The 18,473-nt window shown below is 68.4% G+C and carries 18 protein-coding genes; 4 read left to right on the plus strand and 14 right to left on the minus strand.

Annotation, left to right across the window (positions count from 1 at the left end):
- Positions 1-62 precede the first annotated feature (62 nt).
- Both D9V34_RS16080 and pdxR read right to left on the minus strand, forming a co-directional pair.
- Positions 63-860, minus strand: coding sequence for an HNH endonuclease family protein (locus D9V34_RS16080; protein WP_342773019.1), 798 nt, complete (start codon positions 858-860; stop codon positions 63-65).
- Positions 861-952: 92 nt separating this feature from the next.
- Positions 953-2,380, minus strand: a complete 1,428-nt coding sequence (gene pdxR / locus D9V34_RS16085) for a MocR-like pyridoxine biosynthesis transcription factor PdxR (protein WP_220700611.1) — start codon at positions 2,378-2,380, stop codon at positions 953-955.
- A 46-nt stretch (positions 2,381-2,426) separates the two neighbouring features.
- Between pdxR and D9V34_RS16090 the strand changes: the two genes are divergently transcribed.
- The gene (locus D9V34_RS16090; RefSeq protein ID WP_121689479.1) at positions 2,427-2,918 is read left to right on the plus strand and encodes a carboxymuconolactone decarboxylase family protein; all 492 of its coding nucleotides are present in this window, start codon (positions 2,427-2,429) and stop codon (positions 2,916-2,918) included.
- A gap of 84 nt (positions 2,919-3,002) precedes the next feature.
- Here D9V34_RS16090 and D9V34_RS16095 read toward each other — a convergent pair whose 3' ends face one another.
- The 3 genes from D9V34_RS16095 to D9V34_RS16105 form a co-directional block, all read right to left on the minus strand.
- Complete coding sequence (locus D9V34_RS16095) at positions 3,003-4,244, minus strand: GmrSD restriction endonuclease domain-containing protein (RefSeq protein ID WP_121689480.1); 1,242 nt, start codon at positions 4,242-4,244, stop codon at positions 3,003-3,005.
- Between the two features lie 255 nt (positions 4,245-4,499).
- Complete coding sequence (locus D9V34_RS16100; protein WP_121689481.1) at positions 4,500-6,029, minus strand: deoxyguanosinetriphosphate triphosphohydrolase family protein; 1,530 nt, start codon at positions 6,027-6,029, stop codon at positions 4,500-4,502.
- Positions 6,030-6,264: 235 nt separating this feature from the next.
- Positions 6,265-8,757 (minus strand): helix-turn-helix transcriptional regulator, encoded by a 2,493-nt coding sequence (locus tag D9V34_RS16105; RefSeq protein ID WP_183092009.1) that lies wholly within the window; start codon positions 8,755-8,757, stop codon positions 6,265-6,267.
- 295 nt (positions 8,758-9,052) lie between these two features.
- Here D9V34_RS16105 and D9V34_RS16110 point away from each other — a divergent pair, with 295 nt between their 5' ends.
- A complete protein-coding gene (locus tag D9V34_RS16110) occupies positions 9,053-9,907 on the plus strand; it encodes a 3-hydroxyacyl-CoA dehydrogenase (RefSeq protein ID WP_121689483.1) in 855 nt (284 codons plus the stop codon).
- On the opposite strand, the gene D9V34_RS16115 is transcribed toward D9V34_RS16110, so the two are convergent.
- Positions 9,904-10,272, minus strand: a complete 369-nt coding sequence (locus tag D9V34_RS16115; protein ID WP_121689484.1) for a GNAT family N-acetyltransferase — start codon at positions 10,270-10,272, stop codon at positions 9,904-9,906. The two genes, D9V34_RS16110 and D9V34_RS16115, sit on opposite strands and share 4 nt — an antisense overlap.
- Before the next feature lie 85 nt (positions 10,273-10,357).
- On the opposite strand from D9V34_RS16115, the gene D9V34_RS16120 reads away from it, so the two are divergent.
- On the plus strand, positions 10,358-10,873 hold the full coding sequence (locus D9V34_RS16120; RefSeq protein ID WP_121689485.1) for a hypothetical protein: 516 nt from the start codon (positions 10,358-10,360) through the stop codon (positions 10,871-10,873).
- A gap of 15 nt (positions 10,874-10,888) precedes the next feature.
- On the opposite strand, the gene D9V34_RS16125 is transcribed toward D9V34_RS16120, so the two are convergent.
- From D9V34_RS16125 to D9V34_RS16145, 5 genes are all read right to left on the minus strand, one after another.
- The gene (locus D9V34_RS16125) at positions 10,889-11,128 is read right to left on the minus strand and encodes a putative acetyltransferase (protein ID WP_121689486.1); all 240 of its coding nucleotides are present in this window, start codon (positions 11,126-11,128) and stop codon (positions 10,889-10,891) included.
- A gap of 58 nt (positions 11,129-11,186) precedes the next feature.
- Positions 11,187-11,885, minus strand: coding sequence for a TetR/AcrR family transcriptional regulator (locus D9V34_RS16130; protein ID WP_121689487.1), 699 nt, complete (start codon positions 11,883-11,885; stop codon positions 11,187-11,189).
- Positions 11,886-11,927: 42 nt separating this feature from the next.
- Complete coding sequence (locus D9V34_RS16135) at positions 11,928-12,593, minus strand: HAD-IA family hydrolase (RefSeq protein WP_121689488.1); 666 nt, start codon at positions 12,591-12,593, stop codon at positions 11,928-11,930.
- A 3-nt stretch (positions 12,594-12,596) separates the two neighbouring features.
- A complete protein-coding gene (locus D9V34_RS16140) occupies positions 12,597-13,451 on the minus strand; it encodes an SMP-30/gluconolactonase/LRE family protein (RefSeq protein ID WP_121689489.1) in 855 nt (284 codons plus the stop codon).
- Positions 13,452-13,624: 173 nt separating this feature from the next.
- Positions 13,625-14,413: an NAD(P)H-dependent oxidoreductase gene (locus D9V34_RS16145; RefSeq protein ID WP_121689490.1), complete on the minus strand. Its 789-nt coding sequence runs from the start codon at positions 14,411-14,413 to the stop codon at positions 13,625-13,627.
- Between the two features lie 78 nt (positions 14,414-14,491).
- Here D9V34_RS16145 and D9V34_RS16150 point away from each other — a divergent pair, with 78 nt between their 5' ends.
- On the plus strand, positions 14,492-14,845 hold the full coding sequence (locus tag D9V34_RS16150) for a winged helix-turn-helix transcriptional regulator (protein WP_121689491.1): 354 nt from the start codon (positions 14,492-14,494) through the stop codon (positions 14,843-14,845).
- A gap of 45 nt (positions 14,846-14,890) precedes the next feature.
- Here the strand turns inward: D9V34_RS16150 and D9V34_RS16155 are convergent, their stop codons facing one another.
- From D9V34_RS16155 to D9V34_RS16165, 3 genes are all read right to left on the minus strand, one after another.
- Positions 14,891-15,796 (minus strand): carbohydrate kinase family protein, encoded by a 906-nt coding sequence (locus D9V34_RS16155; RefSeq protein ID WP_121689492.1) that lies wholly within the window; start codon positions 15,794-15,796, stop codon positions 14,891-14,893.
- A gap of 46 nt (positions 15,797-15,842) precedes the next feature.
- Entirely contained in the window at positions 15,843-17,324 is a 1,482-nt protein-coding gene (locus D9V34_RS16160; RefSeq protein WP_121689493.1) for a mannitol dehydrogenase family protein, read from the minus strand.
- Positions 17,325-17,576: 252 nt separating this feature from the next.
- Positions 17,577-18,362: a DeoR/GlpR family DNA-binding transcription regulator gene (locus tag D9V34_RS16165; RefSeq protein WP_030149127.1), complete on the minus strand. Its 786-nt coding sequence runs from the start codon at positions 18,360-18,362 to the stop codon at positions 17,577-17,579.
- Between the last annotated feature and the right edge of the window lie 111 nt (positions 18,363-18,473).

The raw sequence follows: 18,473 nt of genomic DNA on the forward strand, positions 1-18,473 counted from the left end.
CGTCTCACGCACCGCGCCCCCTCACTTTCGGTGAGGGGGCGCGGTTACGTTGTACGCGGGGGCTAGCCGACCAGGGGCGAGCGTGCGGCCTGCTGATCCGGGCAGGATGCCAGAATCTCGCCGATTCGATCGTGCTCGGCCTGGGTCATCCACAGCCCGTAGGCGGCCTTCACCGAAACCTGTCGGGCCACATACCCGCACCAGGATGCTCGGCTCGGCGGCAGCCAGGTCGCCGCGTCACCGTCACCCTTCTTGGTATTGGTGGGGCCATCCACGGCAAGCAGGTTGATCGGATCGTTGGCCAGTTCTCGACGACGCTCATCGGTAAGGCCCTGCGCTCCTGTTTGCCAGGCGTTTTTCAGCGCAACCACATGATCGATCTGCACCGCCTGCGAGGTCTTTTCCCCGCGCTCAAAGGTGATCCGGTTACCGGTATAGGGGTCGTCCAGAATGCCGCTCATGACCCGGCAGCCGCCACGGGTGGTCACCTCGGTGAGGTCGCGGGCGAGGATGTCGTTGCGGGTGTCACACCCGTTTTTCTCCACGTCAAACCAGGCGGTTCCGAACCGGGCGACCCGGTCATATCCGGTTCCGGGGGCGCGGCCGCGGACCGGGATGGTGGCCAGGAGGTCGCGAGCATTACCCGCCGACTCGAATCCGGCCGGGAACGCGTCGGTGCCCCCGGTGCCCGAAGCTCCCGGAGTACCCGGAGTACCCGACGCCACGGTGCCGGGGGTCGGATACGGCTGCGCCTCGGTCTCCCCGAGCGAGAGCGCCCCAACAATCAGGGCCGCAATCAGTGCCGGAATCGACAGCAGTGCGGCGGTTTTGGAGGTGGGGCGACGACGACGGGCAGACACAACAAATCCTCTGATGGTGGGGTGGGTGGAACCGGAGCGCGGCCCACACCCATCAGACCATGAGCCACCGACCTCGGGGCCCGCACACTCCGCTAGGGGATGATCCGGCAGAGCTCCGCCAGCGCCGATTCCCAGACCGCGTCGGACACCGCCGAGAAGTTCACCACCAGCCCCTCCCGCACCCGCGTATCGGCCCCGGCCGCGACCTGTCGAAACTCCGAGAGCCCGCTGACCATGACGCCGCGATCGCGTGCCGCATGGAGGACCCGGCCCTCGGTCCCCGCGGGAAGTTCGAGGACCGCCTGGAGGCCCGCGGCCACCCCACTCACCCGGACATCCGCACCGCTCTGAGCCAGCGCATCCACCAGCTGATCACGGCGGCGACGATAGCTCTGCCGCCGCATTCGGACATGACGGTCAAAAGCCCCCGAGGTGATGAACTCTGCCAGGGTGAGCTGATCCAACACGCTCACGGTTTCCATCGCCCCCTTGGCCCTCAGCACGGCGGGAATCAGCCGCTCAGGCACCACCATCCAGCCAATCCGCAGCGCCGGGGCCAGCGATTTACTTGCGGTCCCGAAGTACACCACCCGTTCGGGATCCAGCCCCTGTAACGCACCCACCGGGCGACGGTCATAGCGGAATTCTCCGTCGTAGTCGTCCTCAAGTATCACCGCGTCCGTGCTGCGCGCCCAGGCAATAGCCGCACTGCGCCGCTCCGGGGAGAGCACCACCCCGGTGGGAAACTGATGGGCGGGCGTCAGCAGCACAGCCGCGGGGGTGTCCGGGCCTGCCAGGTCCTCGATCCGAGCCCCCGCGTCATCCACCGCAAGCGAGGTCGGTGCCAGGCCCGCTTCCTCCAGTAGCGTTCGATAGAGACCCAGCCCGTAAGCCTCGGCCGCAACGGTGTGTGCCCCGCGTGAGTGGAGGGCACGCGCCATGATGCCCAGACCGTCGGCGAAGCCCGCGGTGATGACGATCAGTTCCGGGTCGGCACGCACCCCGCGCACCCGGCCCAGGTAGTCGGCCAGCGCGCGGCGAAGTTCCGGTTGGCCCAGCGGATCACCGTAGCCAAACGCCGAATGGGGGGCCACGGCCAGGGCTTTGCGCGCGGCAGCCAGCCAGGCCGAACGCGGAAACTCGGCAAAGTTGGCGGCACCGAGAACCAGCGTGGCCGCGGGAGTTCGCCGCGGTTCGGGGCGGGCGGAGACGAGCGGTGGGGTGGGGGCCGCCGGGCGGGCGGCGACGCGGGTCCCCGATCCCTGCCGGGCGATCAGCCAGCCCTCGGCAATCAGCTCCGCATAGCACTCGGTCACGCTGCTGCGGGCGATGCCCAGATCCGCGGCCAGCGCGCGCGAGGCGGGCAGCCGGGTGCCAGGGCTCAACCGACCGGTCGCGATCGCATCCCGCAGTGCCGACGCCAGACCCGCCCGGATTCCCGTTCCGGCAATGTCCAGATGAAGGTCCACCCCGGAGCGGCCCGGCAGGGTCATCTCAAAATTGGTCTGGCTTTCTTCCATACAAGTGGATCTTACTCTCAGACCAACTGCGATCTAATCTCAACGTATGAACACCACCACAACACTGCTGAACGAACACACCCCGCGCACCGATTGGAGCGCTCATGCCCCCGAGATTTTCAAGGCACTGGTCCGACTTGACTCGGTAGCCGGGGGCACGCTGGAACCCGCACTGATCAACCTGGTCAAGATCCGAGCCTCGCAGATTAACCACTGCGCATTCTGCCTGGACATGCACTCCAAAGATGCCCTGGCCGCCGGGGACACCGTGGAACGACTCATCCAGCTCACCGCCTGGGAGGAATCGCGCCACTTCTACACCGCCCGCGAGGTGGCAGCGATTGAACTGACCGAGGCCGTCACGGTGATCACCAACGGGTTTGTCCCGGATGATGTCTATGCCCGCGCGGCGGCGGTCTTTGACGAGACCGAGCTCGTACACCTGATCGGGGTCATCGTGGCCATCAACGCCTTCAACCGATTCGGGGTGGCCACCCGGATGGTCCCGGGACACTACGTCGCCGGTGCCGCTCACTAGGCAAAATCACGCGCGCCGCCCGGAATCTCCGGGCGGCGCGCAGGCTTGTATCCGCGCCGTATGACGCTGTCGCCTGTGCCGGGGCTACCGCGAGATCCAGCGCAGGCGGCCATCCTTCGCGGTGCCACAGACCATCGGGGTTCCCTTGGCCGTGTGTCCGGTCGCGCCGCCCGATGAGCAGAACGAACCCGGGTGCACGGTGCCTCCACCGGCCGGCGGAGCGGGGGCGGGCGGCGGCGCGGGTGCGGGAGCCGGCGGAGCGGCAGGCTTCGCCGGAGCAGGGGCCGGAGCAGGCTTCGCGGGAGCAGGAGCGGGCTTCGCGGGAGCCGGCGCGGGCGCGGCGGGTGCCGGCGCCGGTGCCGGCGCGGGAGCTGGCTCGGGCTCCGGTGCAGCCGGTGGTTCCGGGGTCGGGGTCGGACGCGGTTCGGCACGGGTCACCGGCGAGTGCGCGGTCACCTGGGCCGGGCAGGTAGCCAGGACCTCGGCAATACGCGCACGCTCCTCGGGGGTCACCCACAGCCCGTACACGGCCTTCACCGACAGCTGCCGGGCCACATAGGCGCAGCGGTAATCCTGGTCGGCGGGAAGCCAGCCGGTTGCATCCGCATCCAGCTTTTTCTTCTGGGTCGAGGCGGACACGGTGACCACGTTCAGCGGGTCGGTCGCCAACAGCTTGCGTCGTTCGGGGCTCAGGTCCTGCGCGCCGGTCTCCCAGGCGTTCTTGAGCGAGACCACGTGATCCTGACGGATCGAGGTGGCGGGCACCTCACCCTTGCGCGCCTTGATCACGCGGCCGGTATACGGATCGGTCAGATCCCCGGTGACCTTCTGCGGGGCGGACGCCTCGATCCCGAACTGGCTCTCCCCGTCAAACGGGGTTTCGGTTGTGGCCGGCTGCACATCCAGGGCGTCGAGCGTGTCACTCGCGGTCTCGGCCTCCTCGAACTTTCCGGGGAATGCCGGTCCAGTCGCAGAAGGGCTGGGCGAGGGGCTGACACTCGGCCGCGGCGACGCACTGGCAGCAAATGCCGCCGGGCGATCATCGGCCTGGGTTGCCCGGGTCGGGGAAATTGCCGAACCGACCAGTATGGCAATCAGGCTCAGCGCCACCACCATGCCGCCCACCGCGCGCGAGCGGGGCAGACGGGCCCAGCTGGTCCGGCCGGTGGCCGCTACAAAGATCCCGGTGGCCAGACCGGCCAGACCCAGCGTGGCGAGCATCATGCCAAAGCCACCGCTGCCGAGCATCGAGAAGGCAAAGATGGCTACCAGGGCACCAATAATCCAGGTGCTGGGGCCAACCTTGGGTTTGGTTTCCAGGGTCATTTGGGGGGAGGTTCCTCTCACGCGCGTTCACCGCGTTTGCCACGCGTGAGTGCCCACGCGGAGGGTCTTCCGCGGGAGCTCACGCCCATGTTCACGCGATTCGGGCGCGCGAAAATTCAGCTCCGAGAGTATTGCCGGAAGTGATTGTGGACCAATCGGATCGGCCAACACGCCGCCCCGGTTTGAAACTGGGGACAAGCGGTCGACCAAATGGGGGACATTTGGTCACCGCCAGGACCCGAGCATCGAGTTGGGTTAGCGTCCCAGCTGAGCGGTCACCGACTGCGCCTGGGCATCGGTGAGGGAGGCGACATAGTCGATCACCGCGCGCCCCCGGCCGCGGCGGGCCAGGCTGGCATCGTCGCTGACCCCCTGCAGCCGCCAGGGATCGTCCCGGCGCAGCTCATGATAGCTTTCGGTCGCCTCCTCCACCTGCTCCAGCAGGCGGCGCGGGGCACGGGCTGCATCGTCGGGATCGCGCAGCCACTCATCCAGCCCGCGCACCAGCGCCTCGACCAGCCGCGCCTGCCCGCGCTGGGTGGTCGCGAGGTCGGGGTTTTCCAGCACAAAGCGGGTGTGCACAAACTTCAGCACCATCACATCGTGCCAGGCCTGGGTGGCCAGACGAACGTGGCTACTGCGCACGTGGGGATGCTCCTCAACCACGATCGAGGCCTGGAAGCGATCGAGCCAGCGTCGGATGAACGCCGAGAGCTCGCGCTCGCTCCCGATGCCCCCGTCAAAGGGCACGGCCAGCAGGCCGTCCACGAGCTCCTCGGCCACCCGATCCACGGCGTTCCCGAAGGCTTCATCGTCGGCGATCCAGCCGTCGCGGCTGAGCAGGTGACGGCGCAGAGCCTCCAGCCGGTATCCGGGCACGCGCGGACGTGCGGCCAGCTCGGCGGCATCCAGGGCCGCCATCTCCGCCCGGTCTCGCAGCCAGCTGCGCAGCTCCGCCGAGACGGTCGCGTGCTGAAGCACCCCGGCCCGGTAGAAGTCATCGAGGTCGTGCAGCGAGTAGGCGATGTCATCGGCGATGTCCATGATCGAACACTCCACCGTCTGCTGCCACGGCGCGATCGCCGGATAGGCGGCGCGCACGGCTTCCACCTCGCGGGCGTGCAGCGAGTACACCGAGAACTTATGCGCCCCGGTCACACTCGGCTGACCCACCCCGCGCGGACGCTCATGCGGCGGCAGATCGGTGTACGCATCGCGCCACTCAAGCCGGGTCCAGGGATACTTCAGCACCGCCGCGCGCACCGCGGTGGTGAGGTTGAGCCCGGGCTGGGCGGCGCCGTGGGTGTCGAGCTCGGCGAGGATGCGCAGGGTCTGCGCGTTGCCCTCGAAGCCCTCGGTGAGCCCCAGGTGATCGCGGGCCACCCGGTCCAGCACCTGCTCGCCGAGGTGACCAAAGGGTGGGTGTCCCAGATCGTGGGCGCTGGCGGCCGCCTGCACCACCACCGGATCGCAGCCACCCAGGCGGTCGATGATGGCCCGGGTCGGGGCGTCTGCATAGAGCAGCCCCACGGCGATCTCGCGGGCCACCGCGGTGACCTTAATCGAGTGGGTCAGCCGGTTGTGGATGACCGGGCCGCTGGTGGCCTGGGGCATCACCTGGGTAACCGCAGAGAGCCGGGAAAAGTACGGCGAGAATCGAATCCGCTCCAGATCCACCCGGAAATCATGCGAGGCACGAGCACCGGGGGCCGCGGGTTCCGGGGTTGCCCGAGTGTGCCGGGCGTCACGCGAAACGGGAACGGGTGCGGGCTCGGTATCTCTCATCGCGGGTCTCCTCGGCTGTGTGCGCTGTCTGGCCATCCTAGCCAGCGCGCCCGGGTACACGCCCGAGGGCCCGGCGGTCACACATGAAAAATCCCCGCCTCAAGCAGTTGTGGGCATCGAGGCGGGGACGGTCCGTCCTTAGGGGGGAGGAGGATTCGTGGATCAGCGTATCCCCGGATTTCTGTGGGTGACGCCCGGAGCCGCGCTTTTCACCCTCGGGTTCACCCGGGATCGGTTAAGGGGTGGGATCGCCGATCAGCCCCAACCGCGCCGCGCGCATAATCGCATCCCCTCGGGTGCTCACACCCAGCTTGCGATACACGGATCGGGACTGGGTCTTCACGGTGTTGGGCGACACGGTCAGGGCCCGTGCAATTTCGGGGGCAGTCAGCCCGTGAGCGAGGTGACGTAGGACCAGCCGCTCCCGCGTAGTGAGGTGCACGTGTTCGGGCGCGGACTCCCAGACATTGGGCAGGCTGCCCAGCCGCACGGTCAGGGCGTCCGCGAGGGCCACCCGCCCCTCGACGCGGGCGCGCGCCTCGAGCCGAACCAGGCGCTCATGGGGCACGGCCAGCAGGGCGAGCGTGACCCCGGTTTCGGCGAGGATCGCCAGGGCAGCCTCCAGCGCGTCCAGGCTGAGCCGCGGATCGTCATCATCCACGGTGGCCGCTGCCAGCAGCAGCTTGGAGAGCACCTGCCAGCGCGGGCTGAGGGAATCGAGGGACAGCTCGCTCACCCGCACCGCGCAGTCTCGCACCTGCCCGGCGGCCAGCTCGCGTCGTGCGCGATACAGCACGGTTTCAGGATCCGAGGAGATCAGCTGCGCGGCCAGGCGATCGGCACGAGCCAGGTCCCCACCAAAGAGTTCCAGATCCGCGCGCAGGATCGTCAGCCGGCTGCGCACCAGCGGATGAATCGGCGGGCGCCGCTCATCGTTGAGCCGCGATTCCAAGCGGGTAATCGCACCCACCCGCATGCCCCGCATCAGATCGGCCAGGGTCAGGATGCTGAGGGCGGCGGGCCAGTGCTCACTGGTTTCCAGCTCCTCCCGATACGTCTCCAGGAAGCCCACGGCTCGGTCCGGGTCGCCCTGTTCAAGCGCCAGGGTGGCACGGGCGGTGGCCTCCAGGGTGGTGAGGTAGAGCCGGTTTTGGGCGACCAGCGGGCCGATCTGATCGAGACGGGCCAGCGCCTCACGGGTCTTGCTGAAGTCGCCGCGCGCGGCCGAGATTCCGGCGATCAGCGCGAGCACGTGCACCCGGTCCTCGGGGATCGAGGAGTCGGTGGCCGCCAGCGCGGCCCCCAGAATTTCCAGGGCGTGCACGCGGTTTCCGGCATAGTGCAGGGTGATCGCCAGGTGTGCTCCCAGCACGGGCAGCACCGGCCCCAGGGTTTCCCGGGCATCCAGGGGCAGCGCGATAATCGCGTCCTCGGCGAGTTTGGCGGCCGCGACCGCGGGACCAAACCGGCCGATCACCCGGTTGGCCACCGACTGCATCGAGAGCAGCAGTGCGCGCTCATGCACCGGCGCGGTCACCAGGCGGTCACGCACCGCGGCGAGGGCCAACCCGAAGTATTCGGTGCCTCGCAGGCGGGTCAGGCCGCTGGAGTTGTACACCAGGGCGAGGGTCATACAGAGCATCGGGAAGTGTCGGATCTCGCCCAGCGGGATGCGGCGCAGACTCCGGGCCACCACCGACCCGTGCCGGCTCATCAGCGGCCCAAAATTGCGCCACACGACCTCGGTGGCCAGATCCAGATCGCCGATCGCGACCGCCCGGGCCAGCGCCTCGGCCGGATATCCGTTACGCATCTTCCATCGAATGACACGACGCGCTGCCGCCGCATGCTGGGTTGGATACGCCTCGCGCAGCTCGGTGACCATCCGTGCGCGCAACCGGGGACCCAGGATTAGCGGATAGCGTCCAGAAGCATCGGCGTCACGGGCATCGGGTCCAAACACCCCCACGTTCAGCAGACCGGAAATCCGCGCGGTGGCTTCGGAGTCTCCCTCGGTCACCGCGGAAATCAGGTCGGCAGGAATCTCGTCGGGCAGTCCGAGAGCGAGGAAACGGGTGTAACTGGCGTCGGTCGCCAGTTCGGCGCGCACACGATCCAGATACCAGTCAAAGACGGTGTCCCCACCGTTGAGCAGCCCGCCGGATGGGGTGACCAGCGGATGCGCGGGATTGCCGTGCGCCACCGCATGCAGCGTGCCGAAGGTTCCGTCCAGACGGGAGCCGCCCGCGGCGGCCGCGCGTTCGGGTTCCGCATAGCCCAGCAGACGAAAATAGCCGGCGGTCTCGTCCTCACCGAGCAGAAGGTCCTCGCGAGTGAGTAGCTCACGCTCGATCCCGGCGCCGTCGGCGCGGGCCAGCAGCGCCCCGAGGTCGCGACCAAACACGATAAAGCGAATATTGGCGCAGGCGCGGACCACCCGCACGATGTCTTCGAGGATTTCCGGATCGGTGATGCGGTGGGCATCCCGGACGATGATGGTCTGCTCCCCCAGCGGCCCGAGCCAGCGAATCAGCCCCTCGCGGGAAAACGCTCCGGCCGGTTCGACCGTTTCCCGGGCGGTCAGCAGCAGGTGCAGCACCCCCCAGAACCGGGCGCGGGATTCGGTTCGGCTCGCCCCCACCCAGACGCCCGAGCGATCGGGGCGGGCCGCCGACCATTGAGAAACCAGCGTGGTTTTACCGGCACCGGGTGGGGCTTCAATCAGCACCAGCCCGGAAATATCCAGGCGCGGAATCAGCGTTGCTCGGGTAAGTGCGAGCCGAGGCAGGCGCGCAGACAGGCGAATCAGTTTCGGCTCCTTGTGATCTTTCCCGTTATCCGCCGGTCTGGATCTGGCCGGTTCGCCCCCGCCGTCACTATACATTTTTGCGCTCGGCGAACATACACCCGCAAACGGGGCACCCAAAGCGGGCACCCCCTAGCCGAGTTTTCATAACAGGTGCATGATGGAGGTACGGGCCCATCATCCCGGGCCCATCAAGGTATCTTCAGAAGAGGTCAGTATGCGTAACATCACCGTCCTTGGGACCGGTGTTCTCGGCTCTCAGATTGTCTTTCAGACCGCGATTCACGGGTTCCCCGTGGTGGCCTATGACATCAACGATGCGGCGATCGAGGCGGCCCGAACCCGCTTTGCCGAACTCGCCAAGGTGTACGCGCGGGAACTCCCCGGCGCAACCGAGGAGAGCGCCGCACAGGGCCTGGCAAATATTTCCTATTCGACCGATCTGGCCGAGGCCGTGGCGAATGCGGACCTGGTAATCGAAGCCGTGCCTGAAAACATCAACATCAAGACCGACACCTACTCCCGTCTTGCGGCAGCGGCGCCCGAGCACACGATCTTTGCCACCAACTCCTCGACACTGCTGCCGAGCGATATCGCCCCGTCCACCGGACGCCCCGATCGCTTCCTCGCCCTGCACTTCGCCAACCGTGTCTGGATTCACAACACGGCCGAGATCATGGGCAGCCCCGAGACCGACCCGGCGGTGTTTGCCCAGGTGGTGGAGTTTGCCCAGGAGATCGGCATGGTGCCGATCGAGATCTTTAAGGAAAAGGCCGGCTACCTGCTCAACTCGCTGCTGGTCCCGCTGCTGGACGCCGCCGCGGACCTGGTGACCGGTGGATACGCCACCCCGGAGAGTGTGGACCAGACCTGGCGCGTGGGCACCGGTTCGCCGATGGGTCCGTTCCAGATCCTCGACGTGGTGGGGCTGAACACCGCCTACAACATCGCACTGGCCGCGGGTGCGCCGCGAGCCGAGTTTGCCGCGTACCTCAAGGAGAACTTCATCGACAAGGGCAAGCTGGGCCGCGGCACCGGCGAGGGCTTCTACACCTACCCGGCCGAGGACTAAACCTGCGGGACGCCGCGCCGCCCACTGAGGCGTGCGCGGCGCTCCAGCTCGGCCCCGATGCCGGCCTCGATGCCCGCGTCGCGGAAGGCGGGGAGCACATAGATCAGCGTGGGCTCGGCGGTGTCCCCTTCGATCCAGCGCACGCCGCCACAACCGAGCACGGCGTCCCCGCGCCGGGCGATAATCAGGTCGCCGCCCGCGCCCTGCAGCCCGGCGATCTCGGGAGCCCCCAGTGCCACCCGGACCCGCTCGGGATCGGGAGCCACACCATCTCGGTGCTCCGCGTCCTCACGCAGGAACGAGGTCAGAATCGACAGGGCGAGCGGATCGCGCGGATCAATCGAGGCATAGGTGATGTCGGACATGCTCCGAGCGTAGCGGGTTCGCCCCTCGGGTTCGACCGGCGTGGGACGATAGGGGCAGCACATCCGCGCGTCTCGAAGGATCCCCATGAGTGATCGTGTTCCCCCACTGCCCGAGATCATCACCCGGGCGCTCGACAGCCTGCGCACGGCGGGACTCCCTCCCGAGCTGCGCGCCGAGTTCGTGCCGGCACACACCCGGCTGATGATTCCGCGTCGAGCGGCGGTGATCCCGCGGGGCGAGGTGTGGCGACTGGGCAGCCTCCTGCTCGGTCCCGAGGGCGACCTCTACGAGACCGGCGAGGTGGTGCGGGCGAGTGAACCCGGCTGGCCGGGACACCAATCGGTGCTGGCCGAGCAGCGCCGGGAGTACCGCAGCGCCGCACAGCGGGCAAAGATCGCGCCGGGTACCGTGATCAACCTGGGGTGGACGCCGATCGATCAGGATCCCGAAGCCCTGGCATCCTCTTCCGGGGCGCTGTTTCTGCGTGACGGCGAGCCGCTGGTGCGCTGGGTTCCCGGCAACGATGCGGCGGCAATTGGCCTCGGCGCGTACCTCGACGAGCGCATCGAGCTACTCGCACACGCGCACCCCCGCGACTAGTCCGTAGTTCTGCGGCTAGGCGTTCCGACGGCTGCGGGGTTCCGGGGGCGGCGGAACCTGCTTGGCGGCAATCACGGTCGCGAATGCCACCACCTCCATGCCGCGCTTGGTCGCGATGGCCACCGCGCTCTCATCCGAGCGCAGGAACCAGCCCAGGGCGTCGGTTGCACTGCCGTCGGGCAGGCGATAGCGCACCACGATCCGGTCGCCCTCCTTCACCGTGCGCAGGAACTCGATGGCCTCGCCGCCGATCATGCGGTACCTCCCAACCGACCCGGCCACTCGCGCAGGAACTCGACCACCGTGCCGCCGATCATGCGGTACCTCCCAACCGGCCCAGCCATTCGCGCAGCAGGGCCGTTTCGGCGACGGTGAAGGCGGCGGCGTCCACGCGCTCGTCGGTTCCGTGCTCCAGGGCGCTGGCGAGGGTGGTGGCGGCACTGGCCACGGCCGAGGTGCCCGGTGCCGCGGCATCGGTGAAGATCCCGGCGAGGGTCACGTCCCGAACGGTGTCGGAGATCAAGGGGTCCGGGTGCAGCTCGGGACGGGTGACCAGGGCGAGGGCGATACCGGTGTTGGCGGCCATGATCGTGCGGGTCGCCCGGTCGGCGTCGATGCGCAACCGGCCGGCGGCACCGGCACGCACCACGAGGGCACCGAGCAGGTCGTAGGCCTCGGCGAGCGCGCCGCCCGGGGCATCGGCCCCACCCTGGAAGGTCAGTCGGTAGAGGGCCGGGTGGGCCAGGGCAAACGCGGTGTGGCGGTCCCAGCCCTCGCGCACGTCGGCCACCGGGTCCTCCCCCGGTACCGCTGCCCGCTTCCCACCGAGGTAGGACTCGAACGCGGCGTCGATGGTGGCGCGAATCAGGCCGTCCTTGTCCCCAAACAGGCGATACAGGGTCGGCTGTTGCACCCCCGCGGCCTCGGCCACGGCGCGCGTGGAGACCTCGCCGGTGGGTGAGTCGGCGAGCAGGCGCGCGGTCACCTCGATGATGCGTTCACGATGATCCATGAATCAACGCTAACACGATTCACGGATCAATGAAATACGCGGTTAGCCCTGGGGCAGCAGGATGCGGAAACCGGTGCGATCCCCATCCACCCGCACCCCGCGCAGATCCGGCAACACCGCGTGAGCGAGCGGCGTCAGCAGGGTGCGTTCAGAGGCGATCGAGGAGGTGGCCAGGGTCACGCAGCCCGCCCCCACGGCCGCGCGCACTCCGGCCTCGGCATCCTCCACCGCGAAGCAGGTGGCCGGGTCCAGGCCCAGCCGGGCGGCCCCGGTTGCAAAGGGTTCGGGATCGGGCTTGCCACGCGTCACGTCACGGGCGGTCACCATCGTGTCCGGGACCGGGATGCCCGCGGCGTTCAGCCGGGCGAGGGCCACCGGATAGGTGGCCGAGGTCACCACGGTCCAGGGGATATCGCCCAGCTGCGCGATGAAGTCGTGGACCCCGGGCCGCGGGGTGATCGGCGCATCCGGCCGAGTTTCCCACCATTCCAGCCGGTCGAAGGCGTAGTCAAAGCGCTCGGGCGGGGCAAACTCGGCGATGATGTCGCGGGCCGGGCGTCCGTGACGGCGCTCGAGCGGCGGCGTCTCCACGCCGAGGTCCCGAGCCCAGCTGGACCAGGCGAACTCGATGAACTCGGTGGAATCCACCAGGGTGCCATCCATATCGAAGAGGACCCCGAGCAGCGGGGTTTCGTTTAGCGCGCCCATGCCCTAACCCGCAAACGGGGTGACGGGGCGACCCGGGATCGCGACGGTCGCCGCAAACACCGATCCGGCCAGCGGCTCCTCATGCGGCTCCAGGAACTCCCGCGAGGTGGTGATGTAGAGGGTGCGCAGGTCCTCGCCGCCGAAGGTGCAGGAGGTGACCTTGCTCACCGGCAGGTCAATCGTGTCGGTCAGCACCCCGTGGCGGTCATACCGGCGCACGCCCGAGCCGCCGTAGAGGGCGAGCCAGACGCCGTCCTCGGCATCCACGCACAGCCCATCCGGCCCGCCGATGCCCTCGGGCAGGGTCACGAAGGGGCGACGATTAGTGGGGACGCCGTCCGCGTAGTCGAAGACGTCGATGCGGCGGGTGGGGGTGTCCACGTAGTACATCAGGGAACCATCCGCGGTGAATCCCATACCGTTGGAAATGGTTACGCCGTCAAAGAGCGGGGTGATCTCGCGGGTCGCGCTGAAGCCAAACACCTCGGCGGTTCCGGGAACCTGGTCGTAGCCCATCGTGCCCACAAAGAGGTTGCCCTCGGGGGTCGTGCTGCCCTCGTTGAAGCGGTGCGAGGCACCCTGCCACACCGGATCCGAGATCCACTCCTGGCCATCCTCGTTCCAGAGCGCAAACTCGCGCTCGGTCACCACCAGGAAGCCGCCGTTTTCGCGGGGACGGATCATCGCGGCCACCGAGGACCCGGTGTCCAGGCGGTCCACCCGGCCGGTGCGGGCATCGAGGCTGAGGATGTCTCCGGCGAGCATGTCCACCCAGCGCAGTCCACCCCAGGCGGGCGACCACACGGCACCCTCCCCGTGATAGGCGATCGGATCGGTAACCTGCTCGGCCTGCGTCATCGAAGAACCATCCCTGCTGTCGGGGCGCGGCCGGAGGTCGCACACGCCTGGAACCGAGTCTAGCCGGGAGGCCCGACCACGCTCCAGGGGGAGGCGGCGTGGCCGGGCACACGGATTCCGCCCGGGCAGCAACCGAGACCCCGGGGGGGTCACGGCGTGCCCGGGCGTCCTCGCTACTCGCTCTCGGCGCGGTGGATTCCCAGGTCCACGCGGCCGGGGACGAACTCGTCGCGCAGCACGCGCGCGGGTCGGTACTGACCGCTCTTGCGGGTGCGGTAGGGCACCGGCGCCTCCTCGTACACGCCGGCCAGGCGCTCGGTCAGGCGGGTGATCTCCCGTGCCGAGCTCTCGGCGGTGGTGTCATCGGCCTGGTCGATCAGGTGGATCGGCAGGGTCGACATGCCGGTGTAGAACAGGGTGCCGTGGGTCAGGCCGAACAGCAGCGTGTCGATGTCCCCGGAGATGCCGCGCGGGCCCAGCGCCGTGGCGTGCTCCCCCGCGGTGACCACGATCAGCGCGCGCTTGCCCGCCATCAGGCCGTCGCCGTAGCGCAGGCTACCGCCGGTTTCGGGATCCTCGATGTCGAACGCGAAGCCCGAGGCAAACACCCGGTCCATCCATCCCTTGAGCATCGCCGGAACCGCGTACCACCACAGCGGGAACTGGATCACGATCAGGTCGGCGGCCAGGAGCTTGTTCTGCTCGGCGAGGACGTCGGCGGGAACCTCGCCGTCGGCACGGGCCGAAACCCAGCGGGTCATGAAGGGGTCGTCATCGTGGGCGTGGCTGCCGAAGTCGGCGCTGGTGAGCAGCGGGTCAAAACCCATCGCATAGAGGTCGCTGGTTTCCACGGTGTGGGTTTTTTCCAGCTCGGCCCGGCCGGCGTCAAAGAGGTCGCGGTTGAAGGACTTCGCCTCGGGGTGGGCGTAAATCCAGAGGGCTTGTGGCTGAGTTTTTGTCATGAGACGATTCCAACAGGTGCATTCAATTTTGGGAAGTATGCACTTCTCTGTCAGCTACTAACCGTTGGGATAGTGTCAATGCGTACAAGCACCGCCGAAGCCATGGAAATCTGCTCGGTCGAGGTCACCGTGAGCCTGCTCGGCGGCTGCTGGAAGCTCACCATCATTCAGAAGCTGCTCGAGGGCACGCTGCGTTTTGGCGAGCTGCGCCGCGAGGTCGGCTACGTCACCGACCGGGTCCTCACCCGCCAGCTGCGCGAGCTTGAGGCGGACGGGATCATCCACCGCGAGGTGTACCCGCAGGTGCCGCCGAAGGTTGAGTACTCGCTGACTCCGCTGGGTGAATCGCTGCGCGAGATGGTCGCGATGATGGACGCGTGGGGTCAGCACTGGGCGAAGGAGCAGGGTGCGGTTGCGGCGGTTCCCGCCTAACCACAAACGGCCGGTGCATGCACCGGCCGTTTGTTCACACGCGTTCTAGCCGCGCAGCTCCGCCGTGCGCGGCGGGTTGGCCCCGGCGCGGGAGACGGTGATCGCCGCGGCGGTCAGCGCATCCTGGGCGATCAGATCCAAGGTCTCGGAATCGAGCGACCCGGCGCGCACCGATGCTCCGGCATCCAGGCGCAGGATCGCCGCGAGCATCGCGGCCATAAACGAGTCGCCGGCGCCGATGGTGTCGGCCACGCTGACCCGCGGGGCCTTGGCCTCGGTGTGCACCCCGCCGGTGAACAGCAGGCAGCCCTCGCCGCCGCGGGTCATCGCGGTCAGGCCCGCGCCGAAGGAGGCGAGGTGCGCGAGCACCTGCTCCTGGGTCAGCTCGGGGTAGAGCCAGGCGGCATCCTCATCGCTGAGCTTGATGACGTCCGCCAGCGCGGCGATCCGCTCGGTACGCGCCCGCACGTCTTCGCGGTCGGGCACGATCATCGGACGCACGTTGGGGTCAAAGCTGATCAGCGCATGCGAGCGGGCGGCGGCGAGCATCGACTCCACCACGTCCGCGCCGGGGGCGAGGAACGCGGCGATCGAGCCCGTGTGCACCAGGGTCACCTCCGCCGGGACCTCGATCGAGGCCAGCTCGCCGGTGATCTCAAACGTGTAGGTCGCCGCTCCGGTCTCGTCCAGGTTCGCCTGGGCGGTCGCGGTGGGGGCGTCGGTCACGGACTCGGCGCTCAGCTCGACATCGCTCTCGGCGAGGTGGGCGGTGATCGCGGCACCCCGCTCATCCTTGCCAAAATGGGTGTGCAGGGTCGTGGGCACGTCGAGCCGAGACAGGCCGATCGCCACGTTCAGCGGGCTCCCGCCGGGGTGTTCGGCGGTGCCGTTCGGTCCCGAAACGATGTCGGTCAGGGCCTCGCCGATCACAAATGCGCGGGGGTTACTCATGCGGTTTCTCCTTTGACAACCAGTGTCTTCAGGCTAGTGGATCGACTCACTCAGCCGAACCGTTCAGTGCGTCCAGGGTCGCCGCGGCACCGTCCCGGCGCAGGGCCTCCAGGGTCGCCAGATACGGGGTGACAAAGGCGTCGTGGGTCGCGATGTCGCCGAAGACCGGGGCGTACTCGATGATCGCGCGCGGCTCGGCTTCCAGCTTGGCCGCCAGGGCGGTGAGGTTGTGCTCGATCTCGGTCTGCGCGGGCTGGGCGTGACCGTCGCGCTCAAGCTGGAAGACCCAGCTGGCCACCAGGGCGGCACCGAAGGTGACGTCGCGTCCGGCGGCGATGTTATCCACGATGGTGGGCAGCACAAAGGTCGGGATCCGCGAGCCGGCATCGGTCGCCAGACGGTTCAAGGTGTCCGCAATGGCCGGGTTGGTGAAGCGCTCAAACAGCGTGTTCACATAGTCGTCGAGGTCGATCCCGGGCACCGGGTCCAGGGTCGGCCGCGACTCGGCCAGGAAGCGGTGCAGGAACGCGACGATGCGCGGATCCGTGGTGGCCTCGTGGGCGAAGGTGTGCCCCAGCAGCAGGCCAAAGTATGCCATGCCCTGGTGGCTGGCGTTGAGCAGGCGCAGCTTCATCTTCTCGTAGGGAGCAACGTCGGAAACCAGCTGCACCCCGACCTTTTCCAGCGCCGGACGACCGGCGGTGAAGTGGTCCTCCAGGACCCACTGCACAAACGGCTCGGCCACAACCGGCCAGGCGTCCTCGACGCCGAAGGTGTCGCGCACCAGGGCGCGGTCGGCGTCGGTGGTGACCGGGGTAATCCGGTCCACCATCGAGCTGGGGAATGCCACGTTCTCGGCGATCCAGGCGGCCAGCTCGGGATCCCGGCGGCGCGCAGCCTCAAGGATCACGCCGCGAGCGACCTCGCCGTTGCCGGGCAGGTTGTCACAGCTCATCACGGTGAACGGAACGGTGCCGGCGGCGCGGCGACGGGCGAGCCCGGTGACGATCAGATCGAACACACCGAGCGGGTTCTCGGTGCCCTCTTCGGGCAGGCGGTAGCCGCCCTCGGTCACGGTGAGCGAGACGATGCGGGTGGTCTCGGCGGTCAGCTCGGCCAGCACGGCCTCACGGTCATCGGGGGCAAAGCGGTAGTCGTGAATCGAGCCGATGACACGGGCATCCAGCTCCCCGGTGCCGGACTTCAGCACCAGCGTAAAGAGCGAGTCCTGGGCGGCCAGCACGTCGCGCATGCGGGCGTCCCCGGGCATCACACCCACACCGCAGATGCCCCACTCGTTGCCCTCGCCGAGGGCCAGCAGACGATCCAGGAACATGGCCTGGTGGGCGCGGTGGAAGTTCCCCAGGCCGAAGTGCACGATGCCGGTGCGGATGCCTGCGCGGTCGTAGCGGGGCAGTTCCACCGGGGCTGATCCGGACGCGGTCACCGCGGGGGTTTCGGCGGGCTTGGCATCGGCGGCTGCGTGTACCAGCGTGGCAATGGGCACGGGAATCGGCTGGGTGGTCATCGGTCTGCTCCTTTGGGGACTCACGGGGCGTGTTCACCCGTTCCCCCAGACTTTCACGCGACACGGGATGCGATCCACCGATTGAATGGTGGGTTTGTGACCGATGTGTGTGCACCCAGATCCGTGTATTTCGGGGCTCTGTGGGATGTGACCGGTCCCAACTTGACCGGTTGCACCCGAGCGGTGACCGTTGTGCGCGGTGGCCGACGGAGACGACCGCCGCCCGCCCGCAACCGGGATCACCCGGCGGGGTTAGACCCGGACGATCCGCGCCCCACGCTCGGCATATTCGCGGGCGATCGAAGCCGAGAGCGCCTGTCCGGTGATCATGGTTTCGAAGTCGGTGACGTTGGCGAAGCGCACAAAACTGGTGCGTCCGAACTTGTTGTGGTCACCCACGAACAGCCGTCGCGCGCTCACCCTGACCGCGGTTTCCTTCACCGCAGCCACCGCCGGATCCGGGGTGGTCAGCAGGCCGTCCACCGAGACGCCGTTGGCACCGAGGATCGCCAGGTCGGGGACAAAGCCCTCCAGCGCCCGGGTTGCCCAAAAGTCCACCGCGCCGAGGGTTGCCGGGCGGATCCGCCCGCCGAGCATGATGACCTCGATTCGCGGCCGATTGGCCAGGCGTAGCACCGCGGGAATCGAGGCGGTGATCACCGTGAGTGGGCGATCATCGGGCAGGGATTCGGCCACCAGTGCGGGCAGGAACCCCTCGTCCAGGAATAGCGTGCGCGCCTGCGCCAGGCGACCGGCGGCGGCCTGGGCGATGCGCACCTTCTCGGCGGTGTGGTTGGTCTCGCGGAACGCGATCGGGGTTTCCACCGCGCCGCTCTCCACCATCCGGATCACGCCGTAGCGGCGCTCGACCCGGCGCTCACGCTCAAGCTCGCGCAGGTCGCGGCGAATGGTTTCCGGGGACACCTCAAAGGTTTCGGGCAGCTCGGCGACGGCGAGACTACCGCGCTCGCGCAGCAGCGTCACGATGGCGTCGCGGCGCTCGCGCGCGCCCTGCTGGTTGCGTGCCACATCCGGCATCGGGCCCTCTTTCCTCCCGCGTTCCTCGCCGAGCGGAATCCCGCACGGTGCATTCAGCCTACCCGGGCCACCCCGCGGGCCACCCCGTCCGGGGCCGTGGCGATCCCCCCG

It is taken from the genome of Mycetocola lacteus (assembly GCF_003667575.1).
GTDB classification, from domain to species: Bacteria; Actinomycetota; Actinomycetes; order Actinomycetales; family Microbacteriaceae; genus Mycetocola; species Mycetocola lacteus.